This window comes from Pseudomonas sp. R4-15 (assembly GCF_055768815.1).
Genome location: NZ_CM147293.1, coordinates 1,357,859 through 1,376,351, shown reverse-complemented (window position 1 = coordinate 1,376,351; position 18,493 = coordinate 1,357,859). Strand labels below are relative to the sequence as shown.

The following is an 18,493-nucleotide window of genomic DNA, read 5'->3' as shown; positions in this document are numbered from 1 at the left end:
CTCTACTGTCTCGATTCGAGCTACATTTTTCACTGGGCGGTACGGCTGACATATTCGGGAAACACTCAGGGCGAAAAATCGGACGATCCGCAAACCAGCCACCCGCAGCAAACTGCGACCGAGGCCGCCCAAAACGTCCACCCAATGAACCTACGGTCACCACAAGCCCCTACTTTTCCCTGTTAAACCATAGGCTTATGAGTCGAAGCTTAAGTAGGATGAGAAAATAACCAGCGGGACGACGTGGCCGCTTGCCAGCCTAGCCCTTGATGATGCACCCTGTCGGGACCACGGCTCGCAAGGGCGTTCGCTGTACCCGGGAGATCCAAAGTGGAAGCGCGACGCGCGAATGAAGAGCCCAGCCGAAACGACCGCGGCTAGACCGACGGCTGATATCGTGACTCAATTACCGGTGCCGGGGCGCCTCGGTATGCTGCGCTTCGAGCGTGTAAACGAGCCGAGCTGGTCCCTACTCTTCCTCGACCCCTCCTGCGAGACTCGCATCGGCATCTCCGCCAGCGACCTCTGCGGACTGATCGAATCCCCTTACGCCAGCCTGATGGAACCCCAGGCGCGCTACCGCTTGCACGACGAGATCCAGCAGCAGTTGCAGGAAAATTCTCGCTACCTGGTGCGCTACCTCCTGCACGCGCCGCGGGGCACCCAGCAAGTAGTGGAAGTCGGCGAAGCCTTCGTCCTGCACCGTCGGAACCTACTGCGCGGTTACCTGCTACTGCTCGGCGAAACCTCACCTGCACTGGATACGGCGCTGGCGCTGGAGAATGAAAACCTGCGCGTCAGCCTGGGAAACTACCAGCGCACCGAAGAAGAACACCTGCAGCACCTGGTGCGTTCCAAGGCGCAGCAGAGCCTGATCATCAGCCTGGCGCGGCATCGCTACCGCTCCAACGATGCCATCGGCGAAGCGGCGCGGATGATCACCCAGTCCGCCTGCGAGACCTTCGAGGTGGTCCGGGCCAGCCTCTGGTGCCTGCGCGAGGAGTTGCTGCAACCGGTCGCCCAATACCATCGGGAACTGGCCAGCGATGCGCTGCCGTCCCCGATCGAGCCGCAACACTATCCGGTGTATTTCGAAGCACTGCACAGCGGCCGGGCCATCGACGCTTGCGATATACGCCAGGATCCGCGCACCCGCGAACTGGCCGATCGCCTGCTGCCGGCGAACATCACCGCGGTGCTCGACGCCGGGGTCTACCTCGACGGCGAGCTGGCCGGCGTCCTCTGCCTGGAACACGCCGGTAGTCCACGCATCTGGCAGGCCGACGAGATCGCCTTCGCCGGCGAGCTGGCGGATCAATTCGCCCAGGTCATGAGCAGCCAACAGCGCAACCAGGCGACCAATACCCTGCACCTGTTCCAGCGCGCGGTCGAACAAAGCGTCAGCGCCTTCCTGCTGCTCGATCGCGACGGGCGCGTGGAATACGTCAACCACAGCTTCACCGCGATCACCCAGTACACGGCCGATGAGGTCCAGGGGCACCTGCTCTCCGAGCTGCCGGCACTGGAAGGGCTGAGCGACCTGCTTTTCGATGCAAAGTCGTCGCTGAGCCGCCACAACAGCTGGCAGGGCGAACTGCGCAGCAAACGCAAGAACCAGGAAAACTACTGGGGCTACCTGTCGCTATCGCGGGTCTATGCCAGCAATGGCGAGCTGTCGCACTACGTCGGCATCTACGAGGACGTCACCCAGAACAAGCTGGCGCAACAGCGCATCGAGCGCCTGGCGTTCACCGACAGCCTGACCGGCCTGGGCAATCGACCGCACTTCATCCGCACCCTGGAAGAGCGCTTCGCCCAAGGGCAGACGGCCCTGGGGCTACTGCTGGTCGACATCGACAACTTCAAGCGCATCAACGACAGCCTGGGACACCAGACCGGCGACAAGCTGCTGATCAGCCTCGCCCGACGCCTGCGCAATAGCCTGCCTCCGACCAGCACCACCGCGCGCTTCGCCAGCAACGAGTTCGCCGTACTGCTGGAGAACATCACGCCACAGGCCGGTTTCCATATGGCCGAGCAACTGATGTACATGCTCGAGAAGCCGCTGTTCGTCGACAACCAGTTGATCAACGTGACCGGCTCGGTCGGCCTGGCCTGCGCACCGGACCATGGCAGCGACCCGGAAACCCTGATGAAGCATGCGGGCCTTGCACTGCACAAGGCCAAGGCCAACGGTCGCCACCAGTTGCAGGTATTCACCGAGGCGATGAACGCCGAGGCGGCCTACAAGCTCTTCGTCGAGAACAACCTGCGCCGCGCACTGACCCAGAACGAGCTGGAGGTGTTCTACCAGCCCAAGCTCGACCTGCGACGGGGCACCCTGGTCGGCATGGAGGCGCTGCTGCGCTGGAACCACCCCGAGCGGGGCATGATCCGTCCGGACCGTTTCATCAGCGTGGCCGAAGAGACCGGCCTGATCATCCCCATCGGCAAATGGCTGGTACGCCAGGCCTGCCGCGCCAGCCTGGAGCTGGAGGCACTGGGCCTGGGGGCACTGAAGATCGCCATCAACCTGTCACCCAAGCAGTTCTCCGATCCGGATCTGGTCGGCTCCATCGCCAGTATCCTCTCCGAGGAACGCCTGCCGGCCTCACGCCTCGAGCTCGAATTGACCGAGGGGCTGCTGCTGGAGGCCACCGAGAGTACCCGCGAACAGCTCAATCAGCTCAAGGCTCTGGGGCTGACGCTCGCCATGGACGACTTCGGTACCGGCTACTCATCGCTGAGCTACCTGAAGAAATTCCCCATCGACGTCCTCAAGATCGACCGCAGCTTCATCAAGGACATCCCGGCCAGTCAGGACGACATGGAGATCACCTCCGCAGTCATCGCCATGGCCCACAACCTGCGCCTGATCGTGGTCGCCGAAGGCATCGAGACCGCCGAGCAACTGACCTTCCTGCGCCGCCAGCACTGCGACATCGGCCAGGGCTATCTTTTCGACCGACCGATACCCGGTAACGACCTGGCACAGAGCCTGCGTCGCTACCCCCCTCGTCGCTGAGTCGCCGCTTCGGCTGGATAACCCGGCACCGCTCGGGCTACAGTCGATACAGCCGCAAACGAACCTGAGCCACGGCTCGCCCGCTCGCCCCAATGACGGAGACACGCCCATGGTCCTGCGCTCGGAAATTCTCGTCCATAAACAGGCCCTACCCAATGCCACCCAGGCGTTGCCCGGCCGCTCCACACCCTTGCCCGTGCCCAGCGCGCACCACGTCAACGGCCATCCGCTGAAACCGCCCTTCCCCGCCGGCATGCAGCAGGCGATCTTCGCCCTGGGCTGCTTCTGGGGGGCGGAACGGCGTTTCTGGCAACAGCCTGGGGTCTACAGCAGCGCGGTCGGCTACGCGGGCGGGCACACCCCGAACCCCACCTACGAGGAAGTCTGCTCCGGCCTGACCGGTCATACAGAGGCGGTGCTGGTGGTGTTCGACCCGCAGGTGACGTCCTACGAAGCCCTGCTCACGACCTTCTGGGAAGCCCACGATCCGACCCAGGGCATGCGCCAGGGCAACGACATCGGCACCCAGTATCGGTCGGCGATCTTCTGCCTGGACGACGAGCAACTGCGCCAGGCCCAGGCCAGCCGCGAGCGCTTCGCCGCCGGCCTGCATCGTGCCGGCTACGGGGAGATCACTACCGAGATCGCCGAGGCAGCGGACTTCTATTACGCCGAGGCCTACCATCAGCAGTACCTGGCGAAGAACCCCAACGGCTACTGCGGTCTGGGCGGCACCGGTGTCTGCATGCCGCCGGAGACCGCGCTGTCCTAGGAGGCATCGACGATGGACTCAATGAACATCGCCAACCAGGCCTCGGCGCAGATCGCCTCGCAGCTGTCGCTGGCGCTCCTGAAGAAGACCTTCGAACTGCAGGCCGCCAACTTGCCCGCCCAGCTCTTGCAAAGCACTCCTGTCAGTGCCCCGAGCAGTTCGCCGCAACTGGGCAGCAACATCGACGTGATGGTTTGAAGTCGACCGCCGGAAGAATAAGCCCCAGGAGAGGGCCGGCCAGACTAAACTGCGGGCAATTAGCCATTGTCCGAGAGTAAGGCATGCCCTCGAACACGCCCTATATCAAGCCAGAGCAACTGTGCGTCGGTCTCTACGTACAACTCGACGTGAGCTGGTGGAAGCACGACTTCGCCTTCAACAGCTTCAAGATCAAGGATGAAAACCAACTGCAGGCCCTTCGCGAGCTCGGCCTCAAGAGGCTGCGCTACGATCCCGAGCGCAGTGACTGCGCGCCCCTGCCGCTCGATGCGGACGCCCAGGCCGCCCCCGCCGTCAGCGCGGCACCGGTCGATCCGGAGACCGAGGCCCGCCAGGTTCGGGCGCGCAAGCTGAGCCAACTGAGGCAGCGCGTCGAGGATGTCGACCGACGCTTCATACAGGCGAGCCAGCGCATCAAGCAGCTCAATCAGACGCTGCGCAGCCGACCGGAAGATGCCATTCAGCTCGCCGGCACCATCGTCAAGGAAATGGTCGAGACACTGCTGGGCGCCTCTGGCGTGGTGCTGCACGGCATCACCGGCAAGGCCGCCGAAGACAGCTATTTCCATGCCCTCAACGTCACCGTGCTGTCCTTGTTGCTGGGTCGCCAGCTTGGCCTGGACAGCGAAGCCTGCCACAGCCTTGGGCTCGGCGCGCTGATGCACGATATCGGTAAGCTCGAGGTTCCCAGCAAAGTACTGCTCAAACCGCCACCGCTGACCCGGCCCGAGCAGCAACTACTGGAGATGCACACCGAGTTCGGCCTGCGCATGGGGCAGGCGCTGATGCTCGATGACGAGGTGCTGCGCATCATCCACGAGCACCACGAGCACTGCGATGGCAGCGGCTACCCGCGCCACCTGAGCGAAGCTGACATCGGCCGCCTGAGTCGTCTCGTCGCCATCACCAACCGCTTCGACGGGCTCTGCAACCCGCTCGACCCGCGCCAGGCACTGAGTCCCCACGAGGCATTGGCCGTGATGTTCAAGCAGCAGCGCCAGCACTTCGACGATGTCGCGCTCAAGGCCTTCGTTCGCACCATGGGCGTATATCCGCCCGGCAGCCTGGTGCAACTGGATGACGAGCGCTACGCACTGGTGTTGGGGATGAACCCGAGCCAGTCGCTCAAGCCGACGCTGATCCTCTACGACGCCGAGATTCCCAAGCAGGAAGCGCTGATCGTGGACCTGGTGGAAGAACCGACGATGAGCATTGCCCGTAGCCTGCGGCCGAGTGCGGTGCCGCGGGACGTACTGGAATACCTCAGCCCGCGGCGCAACCTGAGCTACCACATCGAGCCGGGCAAGCCCGCCTGAGCGGCGGGGGCGTGCCACTCACTCGGCGATCAGCCAGTCCAGGCGCCATCCAGCCTCACCCTGGGCGAGATTCTCGGCCAGCCACGGCAGTAGCGCGCGCAGCTCGTCCTCAAGCCCCCAGGGCGGATTGCTGATCGCCAGCCCCGAACCATTCAGGCGCTGCGCATCATCGGGGGCCTGCACGTAGAGCTCCACCCGCAGCAGTTTCGGCGCGCCGCTCTTGCCCAGGTCCTGGTAGAAGCGCTTGAGCTGGCGCAGCTCCTTGATCGGGTACCAGATACCCACGATCGCCTGGCGCATGCGGGCATGGGCCTCGGCCAACGCGGTTGCGCAGCGTTGCAATTCGTCGGCCTGCTCGAAGGGTGGATCGATCAGCAGCACGGCCCGCTTCTCCCGCGGCGGCAGTAGCGCCCGGGGCACGTGCCAGCCTTCGCCCAGATGCACCGCGACACGACGATCGCCTGCCATGTTCTGGCGCAGCGCCTGACCATCATCCGGGTGTTTCTCGTTGAACTGCAGGCGATCCTGATCACGCGAGAGGCGCCGCGCCAGCTCCGGCGAGCCGGGATAGAAACGCAGTTGGCCATCCGGATTCATCGCTTCGAGCACGCCCAGGTAGTCCGCCAGGGCCGGCGGCAGATCCTGCCGCCCCCACAGCCGGGCGACGCCCTCGAGCCACTCGCCGGTGCGCCCGGCCTGCTCTCCGGCAAGATCGTAGAGGCCGACGCCCGCATGACTGTCGAGGTAGGCATAGGGCGCATCCTTGCGTGCCAGCAGCGCCAACAGGCGACTGAGGACGAGGTGCTTGAGCACGTCGGCATGGTTGCCGGCGTGGAAGGCGTGACGGTAATTCATCGAGAGCTCCCAGTGAGCAGGCATTCTAGCGGCGCCAAGCGCAGACGGGCAGGGCCGTCGATGCGGAGGCTTTTTTGACAGCCCGCCAAAGCCACAGGTTAGAATCCCTGGCACGCGGCCTGCATATCTGCACGCTGTCCCGCTCAGGAGTGTTTCGCCTTGGATGCCACGACCATCAACAGCCTGTTCCTGATCGGTGCGTTGCTGGTGGCTGTGAGCATCCTGGTCAGCGCCTTCGGCTCCCGCTTCGGCATCCCGATCCTGGTGATTTTTCTCGGCGTCGGCATGCTCGCCGGCGTCAACGGCCCCGTCGGCATCGTCTTCGAGGACTACTCGCTCGCCTATCTGGTGGGCAACCTGGCGTTGGCGATCATCTTGCTCGATGGCGGCATGCGCACCCGCGTGGCGAGCTTTCGCGTAGCGCTCTGGCCGTCCCTGTCGCTAGCCACCCTGGGGGTGGTGATCACCGCCGGACTCACCGGCCTGCTGGCCGCCTGGCTGTTCGATATCAGCCTGATGGAAGGCCTGCTGATCGGCGCCATCGTCGGCTCCACCGACGCTGCCGCGGTTTTCAGCCTGCTGGGCGGTCGCGGACTCAACGAACGCGTCAACTCGACCCTGGAAATCGAATCCGGCAGCAACGACCCGATGGCGGTGTTCCTCACCGTCACGCTCATCAGCATGCTCGCACCAGGCAACGAAGGCACGGCGGACTGGCGCTACCTGTTGCTGCAACTGCTGCAACAGTTCGGCCTGGGCATGCTGCTCGGCCTCGGCGGCGGCTGGCTGCTGCTCAAGCTGGTGAACCGACTGTCGCTGGCCAACGGGCTGTATCCCTTGCTCACCGTCAGCGGCGGATTGATCATCTTCGCCGTGGCCAACGCCATGGGAGGGAGCGGCATCCTCGCCATCTATCTCTGCGGCCTGCTGCTGGGCAATCGGCCGATACGCAGCCGCCACGGCATCCTGCACATGCTCGATGGCCTGGCCTGGCTGGCACAGATCGGCATGTTCCTGATTCTCGGGCTCCTGGTCACCCCGCGCGAGTTGATGATGGTGGCGCTGCCCGCGCTGCTGCTGGCGCTGTGGATGATCCTCTTCGCCCGCCCGCTTTCGGTATTCCTCGGCCTGCTGCCGTTCCGCGCCTTCCATGACCGTGAAAAGCTGTTCATTTCCTGGGTCGGCCTGCGCGGCGCCGTACCGATCATCCTCGCGGTATTCCCGCTGATGGCCGGATTGCCGCATGCCCAGTTGTTCTTCAACGTGGCCTTCTTCATCGTGCTGGTGTCGCTGCTGCTGCAGGGCACCAGCTTGCCGCTGGCGGCGCGCCTGATGCGCGTCACCGTACCGCCGGAGCCCTCACCGATCTCCCGTGCCGGCCTGGAGATCCACGCCACCAGCCAGTGGGAGCTGTTCATCTACCGCCTGGGCGCGGAGAAATGGTGCATCGGCGCCGCGCTGCGCGAGCTGCGCATGCCGCCGGGTACGCGTATCGCCGCGCTGTTCCGAGGCCGTGAACTGCTACACCCCTCCGGCAGCACGCGCCTGCAGGCCGGAGACATCCTCTGCGTGATCGGCCACGAGCGCGATCTACCGGCACTCGGCAAGCTGTTCAGCCAGGCCCCCCAGCGAGGCCAGGACCTGCGTTTCTTCGGCGACTTCGTCCTCGAGGGCGATGCCGAGTTGAATGCCATCGCCGCCCTCTATGGCTTCAGCGTCGAACCGAAGCAGGCCAGCGAGTCACTCGGCCACTTCATGGCGACGGAGATCGGCGGGCAACCCGTCGTCGGCGACCAGGTGGAGTGGCACGGTCTGACCTGGACCGTGGCCGAACTCGATGGCAAACGGGTGAGCAAGGTCGGCGTGCGCTTCCCCGAAGGCAAGCGTCCGGACGCAGGACTGTTCCTCTGAGTCGACTCCGCGAGGCTCTGCGGGGCTGCTAGAATCCGCGTTTTGTCGCCAGGCTGCTTGCCATGCCCCGCTTCGCCCGTGTCTGCTGCACCCTGCTCCTTGGCCTGCTGGTATTGCCCGCGCTCGCCCAGACGCCGGCGCTGCCGGACCCGGCGCAAGTCCAAGCGAGCCTCGATGGCCTGGCCGATCGCAATCTCGCCGAGCCCGACCGCCAGGCGCTGCGCCAAACCCTGGAGCAGACGCTCGAACAACTGCAGCGTCGCGACGAAGCACAGGCCGACCTGAAGAGCCTGCAGGAGCAACTGGCCGGCGCTCCGCAGGCCATTGCCCAGGCACAGAAGGAGCTGCAGCAGCTCATCCAGAGCGGTGGCGAACCCAGTCTGCCACCCGCGGACACTCCGCTCGACGAACTCGAGGCCCGCCTGGCCAAACGCAGTGAAGAACTCAGCGCGGCGCAGAAGGCGCTGAGCGAAGCCAGCAATCTGGTGGTCGCCTCGCAGACCCGTCCGGAGCGCGCCCAGACCGAGCTGGCGAGCAACCAGGCCCGCACCGCACAGATCGACGCCCTGCTCAAGAGCGGCCGCGAAGCCGGTAAGGCGCTGAGCGACGAGCGCCGCGATCAGTTGCGTGCGGAACGGGCCGCACTGGAAGCCCGGAATGCGCTGCGGCGCCAGGAACTGGCCGGCAACAGCCTGCTTCTGGAGCTCGGCAACGCCAACCGCGAACTCCAGGAAGCCCGCAGCACGCGCCTGGACAAGGAGACCCAGGGCCTCCAGGAGTTGCTCAACCGACGCCGCCTGAACCTGTCGGAAACCACTTACCAGCAACTCGCCCAGGAAGCCCAGGCCTCCGGCGGCAGCGGCCTGCTGTCCCAGGAAAGCGCCATCAACCTGGAGTTTTCCAACTACCTGCTCAAGACCACGGACCGCCTCAACCTGGTCTCTCAACGCAACCTCCGCACCAAGCAGCAGCTCGATGCCCTGCAGCAGAGTAGCCAGGCGCTGGAAGAACAGATCGACGTCCTGCGTGGCAGCCCGCTGCTGGCCAACATCCTCTTCGAACAGCGGCGCTCGCTGCGCCGGGTGGCTACGGAGGCCATCCCCGCCGACGAGATCGCCGACATCCGTCTCTACCAGTTCGAGCTGAACAAGCGCCGCGAGGCCTTCGGCAGTGCCAGCGCCTACGTGCAGAAGGTGATCGATACGCAAAACGAGGCGGTGGACGAGAAGACGCGCAGCGCCCTGCTGGAGTTGGCACAGACCCGCGCGCAACTGTTCGAGCGCCTGGGTGGAGAACTCAACGCCCTGCTCAACGAGTCCATCAGTCTGCAGCTCAACCAGCAACAACTGCAGAGTACCAGCGAGCAACTGCGTACCACGCTGGACGAGCAGCTGTTCTGGATTCCCAGCAACCGGCCGTTGAACCTGGAGTGGTTGCGCACGGCACCGGGGCGGCTGGCCGAACAGGTTTCCACGCTCCCCTGGCGCGAGGTCGCCCAGGAGCTATTCGCCGGCCTGTTCGGCCGTCCCTGGGTCTTCCTGCCACTGTTGCTGATCGGCGTGCTGCTCTGGCGACGCGTTTCGATCCTCGCCAAGCTCACGCAGATCAGCCACGACATCTCCCACTACCAGCGCGATAGCCAGTGGCATACGCCAGTGGCATTGTTGCTCAACCTGCTGCTGGCGGTTCCCGGCTCCCTGCTGCTGGCCCTGTGCGGCTACGCACTGCTCAGCGACGCTCGCGGACAGAACGCCTTCCTCGGCGCCGCCTTGCTGGAAATGGCCAAGGCCTGGCTGGTGCTCTACGCGACCTATCGGGTGCTGGCACGCCAGGGCGTGGCGCAGACGCATTTCGGCTGGGCCGGCGCGCAGGTCGTCTTCCTGCATCGGCAGGTGCGCTGGCTGGGCCTCGTGGTGGTCGCGCTGGTCGGTGTATTCAGCTTCGCCGAATACCAGCCGGCATCGCTCTCCGAGGACGTGTTGGGCATCCTCGTCGTGATGCTCGGCTACGCGGTGATGAGTGCCCTGCTGTTCAAGCTGCTGCTGCGCGGCCCGTCCAGCGAGAACGCGCCGTTCAGCCGCATGCTGATCGGCGTGCTCTTCGCCCTGCTGCCGCTGGCGCTGATGATCGCCGTCGGCTTCGGCTACTACTACACCGCGCTCAAGCTCAGCGACCGTCTGGTGGACACGCTCTACGTGCTGATCTTCTGGGTGGTCATCGAAGCGACCCTGGTACGCGGCCTGGCGGTCGCCGCACGGCGCCTGGCCTACCAGCGCGCCATCGCCCGCCGCGAGACGGAAAAGGCCGAGACCCCGGATGGCGTGGAAATCGTCGAGGAGCCGACGCTCGACCTGGAGCAGGTCAACCAGCAGTCGCTGCGGCTGATCCGCCTGGCGCTCTACGGCCTGCTGGCCGCGGCGCTCTACTGGGTCTGGGCCGATGTGATCACCGTCAGCAACTACCTGGGCAACGTGGTGCTCTACACCTACGGCAGCGCCGACGGCAGCCAGAGCGCCATCACCCTGCTCGACCTGTTCGCCGCCGCCTTCATGGTCGGCATCACCCTGATGCTCACGCGCAACCTGCCGGGTCTGCTCGAGGTGCTGGTGCTCTCGCGCATGCAACTGGCCCAGGGCAGCGCCTATGCGACCACCACCCTGCTCTCCTACGTGCTGTTCGGCATCGGCTTCGTCGCCACACTGTCCTCGCTGGGGGTCAGTTGGGACAAGCTGCAGTGGCTGGTCGCCGCGCTGTCGGTGGGCCTGGGCTTCGGTATGCAGGAGATCTTCGCCAACTTCATTTCCGGCCTGATCATCCTCTTCGAACGCCCGGTACGCATCGGCGACCTGGTGACCGTCGGTGGTGTCACCGGTACGGTGAACCGCATCCGTATCCGCGCCACGCACATCATCGATCCCGACAAGAAAATGGTGATCGTGCCGAACAAGACCTTCGTCACCAGCCAGTTGATCAACTGGACGCTCACCGACACCATCACCCGCCTGGTGCTGAAAGTCGGCGTGGGCTACGGCTCGGACCTCACCCGTGTGCGCGAGCTGCTCTACCAGGCGGCGCGCGAGAACGCCCGGGTAATGGCCGACCCGGAACCGCTGGTGCTGTTCCAGGTATTCGGCGAAAGTACCCTGGACCACGACCTGATCATCCACGTGCGCGAACTCGGCGACCGTGGCCGCGCCACCGACGAGGTGAACCGACGGATCTTCGAGTTGTTCAATGAGAACGGTATCGAGATCGCCTTCCGCCAGGTCGACGTCTTCGTCAAGAACCTCGACAACGGCCAGGAGCAACCGCTGCAGCAGGGCATTCTGCTGGGTGCCGCAGGCGCCGCCGCTGACGCCAGCAAACCCGTGCCGCCGCCCGCTGTCTGAGGATTATCGGCGCACGTCCATGTACCTCTTGCCGCCCGCGGGCGGCAAGCCAACGACCTGGAGCCCGCCATGCGCACCCTCGACGAGCTCGTCTTCGACAACCGCTTCGCCCGCCTCGGCGATGACTTCTCCACCGAAGTCCTGCCGGACCCGATCGCCGCGCCGCGCCTGGTGATCGCCTCGCCATCCGCCATGGCGCTGCTCGACCTGCCCGCCCAGGAAGCCGAGCGCGAGGACTTCGTCGCACTGTTCAGCGGACACAAGCTGTGGGCCGACGCCGAGCCCCGGGCGATGGTCTACTCAGGCCATCAATTCGGAGGCTACACGCCCCGCCTGGGCGACGGCCGCGGCCTGCTGCTGGGCGAGGTGCGCAACAGTCGTGGCGAGTCCTGGGACCTGCACCTCAAGGGCGCCGGGCTGACGCCCTACTCACGCATGGGCGACGGTCGCGCCGTGCTGCGCAGCTCGATCCGCGAATTCCTCGCCAGCGAGTACCTGCACGCGCTCGGCATTCCGACCTCACGCGCGCTCTGCGTGACCACTTCGGACACTCCGGTCTACCGCGAGACCGAGGAACGCGCCTCGATGCTCCTGCGCCTGGCGCCGAGCCATGTGCGCTTCGGTCATTTCGAGTACTTCTACTACACCCAGCAGCACGACGCCCTGCGGCGCCTGGCCGAGCACGTGCTGCAGGCGCATTTTCCGCACCTGCTGGAACAGCCCGAGCCGTTCGCCGCACTGTTCGAGGAAGTGCTCGCACGCACCGCGCGCAGCATCGCCCTCTGGCAGGCCTATGGCTTCTGCCACGGAGTGATGAACACCGACAACATGTCGATCCTCGGCCTGACGTTCGACTACGGCCCCTACGCCTTCCTCGACGACTTCGACAGCCGCTTCGTCTGCAACCACTCCGATCACGAGGGGCGCTACTCCTACAGCAACCAGGTACCCATCGCCCACTGGAACCTCTCGGCACTGGGCCAGGCGCTGCTGCCGCTGGTGGGCAAGGAACCGTTGCTCGCCGCCCTCGGCACCTTCCTGCCGCAGTACCAGGCGCACTACCTGGCGAAGATGCGCGAACGCCTGGGCCTGCCTGGCGCGGAAGACGGCGACGAGGCGCTGCTGCAGCGTCTGCTGCAACTGATGCAGGACAGCGCGGTGGATTACAACCTGTTCTTCCGCCGCCTCGGCGAGCAACCCGCCGCCCAGGCTCTGGCCGCGCTGCGCGATGACTTCGTCGACCGCAACGGCTTCGATGCCTGGGCACAGGACTACCTGACGCGTGCCGGCGAAGCGGCCGACGAAGCGCAACGGCGCCAGCGCATGCATGGGGTGAACCCGCGCTATGTGCTGCGCAACTACCTCGCGCAGGAGGCCATCGCCGCCGCCGAGCGAGGCGACTATGCACCGCTGCATCAGTTGCACGCGGTCCTCAGCCGGCCCTTCGACGAGCAGCCCGGGCAGGAGCGCTACGCACAGCGGCCGCCGGACTGGGGTAAGCATCTGGAGATCAGTTGTTCGTCCTGAGGGTGCCTTAGCGCTTCGCTTTTCGCAGGGCGCTGGATTAGAGCATGTGCTCCGGGGCTTTGGCGCCAAAGGCCTATTGTCGGCTATCAGCCGAACCTCCCTGTTTCGCCCTCCTGGGCGACCCTCTTTTGTTGCACCTCGCCGGCTGCGGCAAAAGAGGGCAAAACCATTGCCCCGACGATCCGGCCCCGCCCGCTGGCGCGGACGGGGTTCGTTCAGTCCATCGCCGCTCCACAGGCCCGGCGTATACGGGCCATCCTTGGCCCGATACGCCTTTCGCCGCCGTCCAGGCGGCTCAACCTGCTACGCGACGATTCCGTTCACCCGGACCAACGGGGCGCTTCGGCGCCGTCTGCAAGTCCGAGTAGACGTAGGATGGGGCCGAGCCAGAGCAACGCGACCACCGACGGTGCAGCTTGCACCCGGGGCCCCTTCAGGAGGCTGAGTGCAGGCGTTGCGCAGGGGGATGCGAGGCAGGACGCCGAGCAAGGCGCGAAGGGGCAGGACGCCCCTTCGCGGCGTGCCCCCGGAGCGGCGCCGGAGCGAGGGAAGTCCGTTCGCACAGCGAACGGACCCGGATGCTGGGGTGGCCTTCTCTTTGGTTACTTTCTCTTGGCCAGACAAGAGAAAGTAACTCGCCGTGGAGGGCGAAACCTGTAGTCCCAACAGAGGAAGTGCGACGCTCCTAAACCCAAGCCCAAAACCGCGAACCGCGGCAACGGCACTCGTTCAAGAAATCTTAGAAAATACCCCACAACGCCCCACCCAACCATCATCTAGAGCATAAGAAAACAACAAAACGTTCTTGGACTTCATAAGCAGCAGACCTCAACCTTGCGTCGCGGCCCGCGCCGCAGATACCTCACACGAGATTCGCCAAGGACCCACCATGAGCTGGGACGCGTTCCCCCTGCTGTTCGTTTCGTTGCTGTTGCTCTGGGTCCTCTACGCCTTCGTCCGCGAAAAGTGGTCGCCTGACCTGGTCGCCGCGATCGCCGTGGCGGCCTTGCTGGTAGGCGGACTGCTGACCCCCGGCGAGGTGCTCGGTGTGCTCTCCAACCCGGCACCCGTGACCATCGCCTGCATGTTCGTCATCTCCGCGGCGCTGGAGCGCACCGGTTGCATCGATGCGCTCGGCAACTGGCTGGGTAACCTGGTCGGGCAGGACCCGCTGAAGGTGCTCGGCGGCCTGACGTTGACGGCCCTGGTGATTTCCGCGGCGTTGAACAACACCCCGGTGGTGGCGATCCTCACGCCGGTGGCTATCGCCCTCGCTCGCCGCGCCGGCAGCCAGCCCTCGAAACTGTTGATCCCGCTGTCCTACGCCACCATTCTCGGTGGAACGCTGACGATGATCGGTACGTCGACCAACATCCTCGTCGATGGCGTGGCGCGCAAGGCCGGCCTGGCGCCGTTCGGCATCTTCGAGATCACCGGCGCCGGGCTGATCCTGGCGAGCGTCGGCATGCTCTACCTGCTGACCATCGGCCACCGCCTGCTGCCTTCCCGCGAAACCCTCTCGCGCCAGTTGCGCCCGCAACTGGACCGTAACTTCATCAGCGAACTGCTGGTGCCGCAACGCTCGCCAGTGATCGGCCGCAGCCTCGCCGAGGCGCAGCTCAACGGCGGCAGCGGCCTGCAGGTGCTGAGCCTGTTCCGCGACGACGCGGAACTGCGCACACCGGCCAACGACACCCGTCTGCAGGCTGGCGATCTGCTGGTGATCCACGGCCAGGTGCAGGACGTGGTCGAACTGCGCGAGAGCGGCAAGCTGGTCTTCAATCGCAACGACGGCGCCTTCGAGACGATCAGCGACCACGACACCGTGCTCGCCGAGGCCATCGTCGGGCGCAACTCGCGCTACAGCCACCGGCCGATGCGCGACCTCGACCTCACCGCGCGCTACGGCATCGCCGTGCTCGCGGTGCATCGCCAGGACGAGAACGTCTCCGCCAACCTCGACGACTTCCAACTGCAGTTCGGCGACGTCATGCTGGTCGAGGGTACGCCGGCGCAAATCAAGCGCTTTGCCGACAACGGCGAGTTGATCAGCCTGCACGCGGTCAACGAGCGCGCCTTCCGCCGCGACAAGGCGCCCATCGCCATCGCCACCACGCTGGCGGTTATGCTGCTGGCAGCCTTCGGCGTGATGCCCATCGAGGGGCTGGCGATGATCGGTGCCGTGCTGGTGCTGGCGACCCGCTGTCTCGACGTCGAAGACGCCTACAAGGCGGTGGATTGGAAAATCCTCGCGCTGATCTTCGGCATGCTGGCGATCAGCATCGCCATGGACAAGGTCGGTCTGGTGCAGCTGGTGGTCAGCCAGGTGATGGGCGCGCTGCCCTGGGCCAGCCCCTGGCTGATGCTGTCGTTCATCTACCTGTTCACCTCGCTGCTCACCGAGATGCTCTCCAACAACGCCGTGGCGGTACTGGTGACGCCGATCGCCATCGGCGTGGCGCAACACCTGGGCGTGGATCCACGCGCCTTCGTGGTGGCCGTGATGTTCGCCGCCAGCGCCAGCTTCGCCACCCCCATCGGCTACCAGACCAACACCTTCGTCTACAATGCCGGCGGCTACCGTTTCGCCGACTTTCTCAAGGTGGGCATTCCGCTGAACCTGCTGCTGTGGCTGGTCGCCAGCCTGGTGATACCGCTGTTCTGGCCATTGGCCTGAGCGGCGGGACTTGATCCTCAGCGCGGCGCCACCATCTTGTGCTGCGAGCCCATGCGGAGAGCCGAGATGACGGACGCCCTGATAATCCCCTGCCCCCACTGCGCAGCCCTCAACCGCGTACCCCGCGCGCGCCTGCAGGAAGCGGCCCAATGCGGCCAGTGCAAGGGGGCGCTACTGCCCGAGGCACCGTTCACCCTCGACCAGGCCAACCACGCACGACAACTCAAGGGCGATCTGCCGCTGCTGGTGGACGTCTGGGCCAGCTGGTGCGGCCCCTGCAGGGCGTTCGCCCCAGTGTTCCAGCAGTCCGCCGCCCAACTGCGCGGACGCTGCCGCCTGGCCAAGCTGGACAGCGAGGCGAACCCCCAATTGGCCGGGCAGTGGGGCATCCGCTCCATCCCGACCCTCATCCTGTTCCGCAACGGCCGGGAGATCGCGCGCCAGAGCGGCGCACTGGCCCTGCCTCAACTGCAAGCCTGGCTCGCCTCACAGGGGGTGTGAAGCGCCCTCCTGGGCCTGTCGCGTCAGCAGCTCGACGAAAGCCAGGGCGCTCGCCGGCGCGTCGCCGGCACGCTGCACCAGCCAGACGGCGGTTTGCGCATCCTCGTCGAGCAGCGTGCGATAGGCCACGCCATCGATGCGAATGCGACGGAACGAGGCCGGCAACACGGAAACGCCAAGCCCTGCGGAGACCAGTCCGATGATCGTCATCGGCTCCGCCGCCTCCTGGGCGACACGCGGACTGAAGCCCGCCCGGCTGGCCAGCCCGAAGAGCTGAGCATAGAGCCCACTGCCGTAATTCCGTGGGAAGTACACGAACGGCTCGGCGGCCAGCGCGGCGAGTGAAAGGCCCTGCTCGCCCTCCACCGCCAGCGGATGGGTGCTCGACAGCACGGCCACCAACGGCTCGCGAAACAACTCCACCTTGTGCAGCGAATCATCCAGCGCCAGCGGACGCATGAAGCCCAGGTCGATGGCGCCCTCCTGCAGTGACTCGGCGACCCGCCGGCTGCTCATCTCGCGCAGATCCAGATGGACCTCCGGATGCGCCTGGCGAAAGGCATGGATGGCGCGAGGAATGCGCCGGGTGAAGGGTGCCGATGAGGTGAAGCCGATCTTCAACTCGCCCAGTTCGCCGAGCTGCGCGCGACGGGCCACGTCGCTCGCGCGCTCGACCTGGGCGAGTACCTGGCGTGCCTCGTCGAGGAACAATCTACCGGCTTCGCTCAGCGCCACGCGGCGGTTGGTGCGGATGAACAGGCGCGCCCCCACCTCCTCCTCGAGCGCCTGGATCTGCTGACTCAAGGGCGGCTGGGAAATGCCGAGCAATTGCGCGGCGCGGCCGAAGTGCAGCTCTTGCGCGACGGCCACGAAATAACGCAGATGACGAAGCTCCATGGGAATGATCTTTTTTAGATATCAATAATAGAGAACAATATATTAGACGACACTGTTAGGCAGCTATATATTTCTCCCGTGTTCTTCTGGCGCCCACCGCGCACCGAGGCTTGTCGTGAAACCCGCTGTCGCTGCACCCGATCCTGCTGCTCTCGCGTCACCCGCTCCGCAATACATTTCCAAGAATTCCACTCAGTTCCTGCGCACCGTGCTGGCCCTGGTCTCCGGCGGCTTCGCCACCTTCGCGCTGCTCTATTGCGTGCAACCGATGATGCCGGTGCTCTCGCACACCTTCGCCATCAGCGCGGCGCAGAGCAGCCTGGCGCTCTCCATCTCCACCGCCAGCCTGGCCATCGGGCTGTTGCTCACCGGGCCGTTGTCCGATGCCCTGGGGCGCAAACCGGTGATGGTCGCAGCGCTGCTCGGGGCGGCCCTGTTCACCCTGCTCGGCGCGTTGATGCCCAGCTGGCACGCCGTACTGGTGACCCGCGCGCTGGTCGGCCTGTGCCTCAGCGGCCTGGCGGCGGTCGCCATGACCTACCTCTCCGAGGAGATCGACCCGCAGCACCTGGGCCTGGCGATGGGCCTGTACATCGGCGGGAATGCCATCGGCGGCATGTCTGGGCGCCTGATCGCCGGCGTGATGATCGACTTCGTCAGTTGGAAGACCGCCCTGCTGTGCATCGGCGGCCTGACCTTCGCGATCGCCCTGCTGTTCGCCAGGATTCTTCCCGAGTCGCGCAACTTCCGCCCGCGGCGCCTGCGCGCAGGTAGTCTGCTGCGCGGCTTTACCGTGCATTTCCGCGATGCCGGTCTGCCCTGGCTGTTTCTCGAGGGCTTCCTGCTGATGGGCGCCTTCGTCACCCTGTTCAACTACATCGGCTATCGGCTGCTGGCCGAGCCCTACCACCTGAGCCAGGCGCTGGTTGGGCTGCTTTCGGTGGTGTACCTGTCGGGCATCTATTCCTCCGCGCAGGTCGGCGCCCTGGCCGATCGTCTCGGACGCCGCCGGGTGTTCTGGGCGACCATCGGCCTGATGCTCTGCGGCCTGACCCTGACGCTGTTCGCCCCGCTGGGGGCGATCCTCGCCGGGATGCTGATGTTCACCTTCGGCTTCTTCGGCGCCCACTCGGTCGCCAGCAGCTGGATCGGACGGAGGGCGCGCAGTGGTCGCAGCCAGGCCTCCTCGCTGTACCTGCTCGCCTACTACATGGGCTCCAGCCTGGCGGGGACGATAGGCGGGGTGTTCTGGCACCTGGCCGGCTGGAACGGTGTCGGCCTGTTCATCGGCGCACTGTTGCTCATCGCCCTTGCCGTGGCGGTCCACCTGGCGCGCCTGGCGCCGCTGCCGGTGAGTAGCCTTGCAGCAGCCTGATCGAAACGACGCCAGGCTGGCGTGACGCC

The 18,493-nt window shown here is 65.6% G+C and carries 12 protein-coding genes; 10 read left to right on the top strand and 2 right to left on the bottom strand.

The window, feature by feature from the left end:
- Positions 1–349: 349 nt before the first annotated feature.
- From ACYRGX_RS06455 to ACYRGX_RS06440, 4 genes are all read left to right on the top strand, one after another.
- Positions 350–3,025, top strand: coding sequence for a putative bifunctional diguanylate cyclase/phosphodiesterase (locus ACYRGX_RS06455; protein ID WP_473055784.1), 2,676 nt, complete (start codon positions 350–352; stop codon positions 3,023–3,025).
- Between the two features lie 109 nt (positions 3,026–3,134).
- Positions 3,135–3,797 carry a peptide-methionine (S)-S-oxide reductase MsrA gene (gene msrA / locus ACYRGX_RS06450; RefSeq protein ID WP_473055783.1) on the top strand — a complete coding sequence of 221 codons (663 nt, stop codon included), beginning with the start codon at positions 3,135–3,137 and terminating at the stop codon, positions 3,795–3,797.
- A gap of 12 nt (positions 3,798–3,809) precedes the next feature.
- Positions 3,810–3,995, top strand: a complete 186-nt coding sequence (locus ACYRGX_RS06445; protein WP_473055782.1) for a putative motility protein — start codon at positions 3,810–3,812, stop codon at positions 3,993–3,995.
- An 83-nt stretch (positions 3,996–4,078) separates the two neighbouring features.
- Entirely contained in the window at positions 4,079–5,332 is a 1,254-nt protein-coding gene (locus tag ACYRGX_RS06440; protein ID WP_473055781.1) for an HD-GYP domain-containing protein, read from the top strand.
- 18 nt (positions 5,333–5,350) lie between these two features.
- Here ACYRGX_RS06440 and ACYRGX_RS06435 read toward each other — a convergent pair whose 3' ends face one another.
- Entirely contained in the window at positions 5,351–6,187 is an 837-nt protein-coding gene (locus tag ACYRGX_RS06435) for a 23S rRNA (adenine(2030)-N(6))-methyltransferase RlmJ (RefSeq protein WP_473055780.1), read from the bottom strand.
- Positions 6,188–6,346: 159 nt separating this feature from the next.
- On the opposite strand from ACYRGX_RS06435, the gene ACYRGX_RS06430 reads away from it, so the two are divergent.
- The 5 genes from ACYRGX_RS06430 to trxC all read left to right on the top strand — a co-directional run bounded on the left by ACYRGX_RS06430 (position 6,347) and on the right by trxC (position 16,192).
- Entirely contained in the window at positions 6,347–8,098 is a 1,752-nt protein-coding gene (locus tag ACYRGX_RS06430) for a potassium/proton antiporter (protein WP_473055779.1), read from the top strand.
- Positions 8,099–8,160: 62 nt separating this feature from the next.
- A complete protein-coding gene (gene mscK / locus ACYRGX_RS06425) occupies positions 8,161–11,487 on the top strand; it encodes a mechanosensitive channel MscK (RefSeq protein ID WP_473055778.1) in 3,327 nt (1,108 codons plus the stop codon).
- A gap of 69 nt (positions 11,488–11,556) precedes the next feature.
- A complete protein-coding gene (gene selO / locus ACYRGX_RS06420) occupies positions 11,557–13,014 on the top strand; it encodes a protein adenylyltransferase SelO (protein ID WP_473055777.1) in 1,458 nt (485 codons plus the stop codon).
- An 889-nt stretch (positions 13,015–13,903) separates the two neighbouring features.
- Positions 13,904–15,691, top strand: coding sequence for an SLC13 family permease (locus ACYRGX_RS06415; protein ID WP_473055776.1), 1,788 nt, complete (start codon positions 13,904–13,906; stop codon positions 15,689–15,691).
- Between the two features lie 66 nt (positions 15,692–15,757).
- Positions 15,758–16,192 (top strand): thioredoxin TrxC, encoded by a 435-nt coding sequence (gene trxC / locus ACYRGX_RS06410; RefSeq protein ID WP_473055775.1) that lies wholly within the window; start codon positions 15,758–15,760, stop codon positions 16,190–16,192.
- Here trxC and ACYRGX_RS06405 read toward each other — a convergent pair.
- Positions 16,178–17,089, bottom strand: coding sequence for a LysR family transcriptional regulator (locus ACYRGX_RS06405; RefSeq protein WP_473055774.1), 912 nt, complete (start codon positions 17,087–17,089; stop codon positions 16,178–16,180). The two genes, trxC and ACYRGX_RS06405, sit on opposite strands and share 15 nt — an antisense overlap.
- 115 nt (positions 17,090–17,204) lie before the next feature.
- Here ACYRGX_RS06405 and ACYRGX_RS06400 point away from each other — a divergent pair, with 115 nt between their 5' ends.
- On the top strand, positions 17,205–18,464 hold the full coding sequence (locus tag ACYRGX_RS06400; protein WP_473055773.1) for an MFS transporter: 1,260 nt from the start codon (positions 17,205–17,207) through the stop codon (positions 18,462–18,464).
- Positions 18,465–18,493 lie beyond the last annotated feature (29 nt).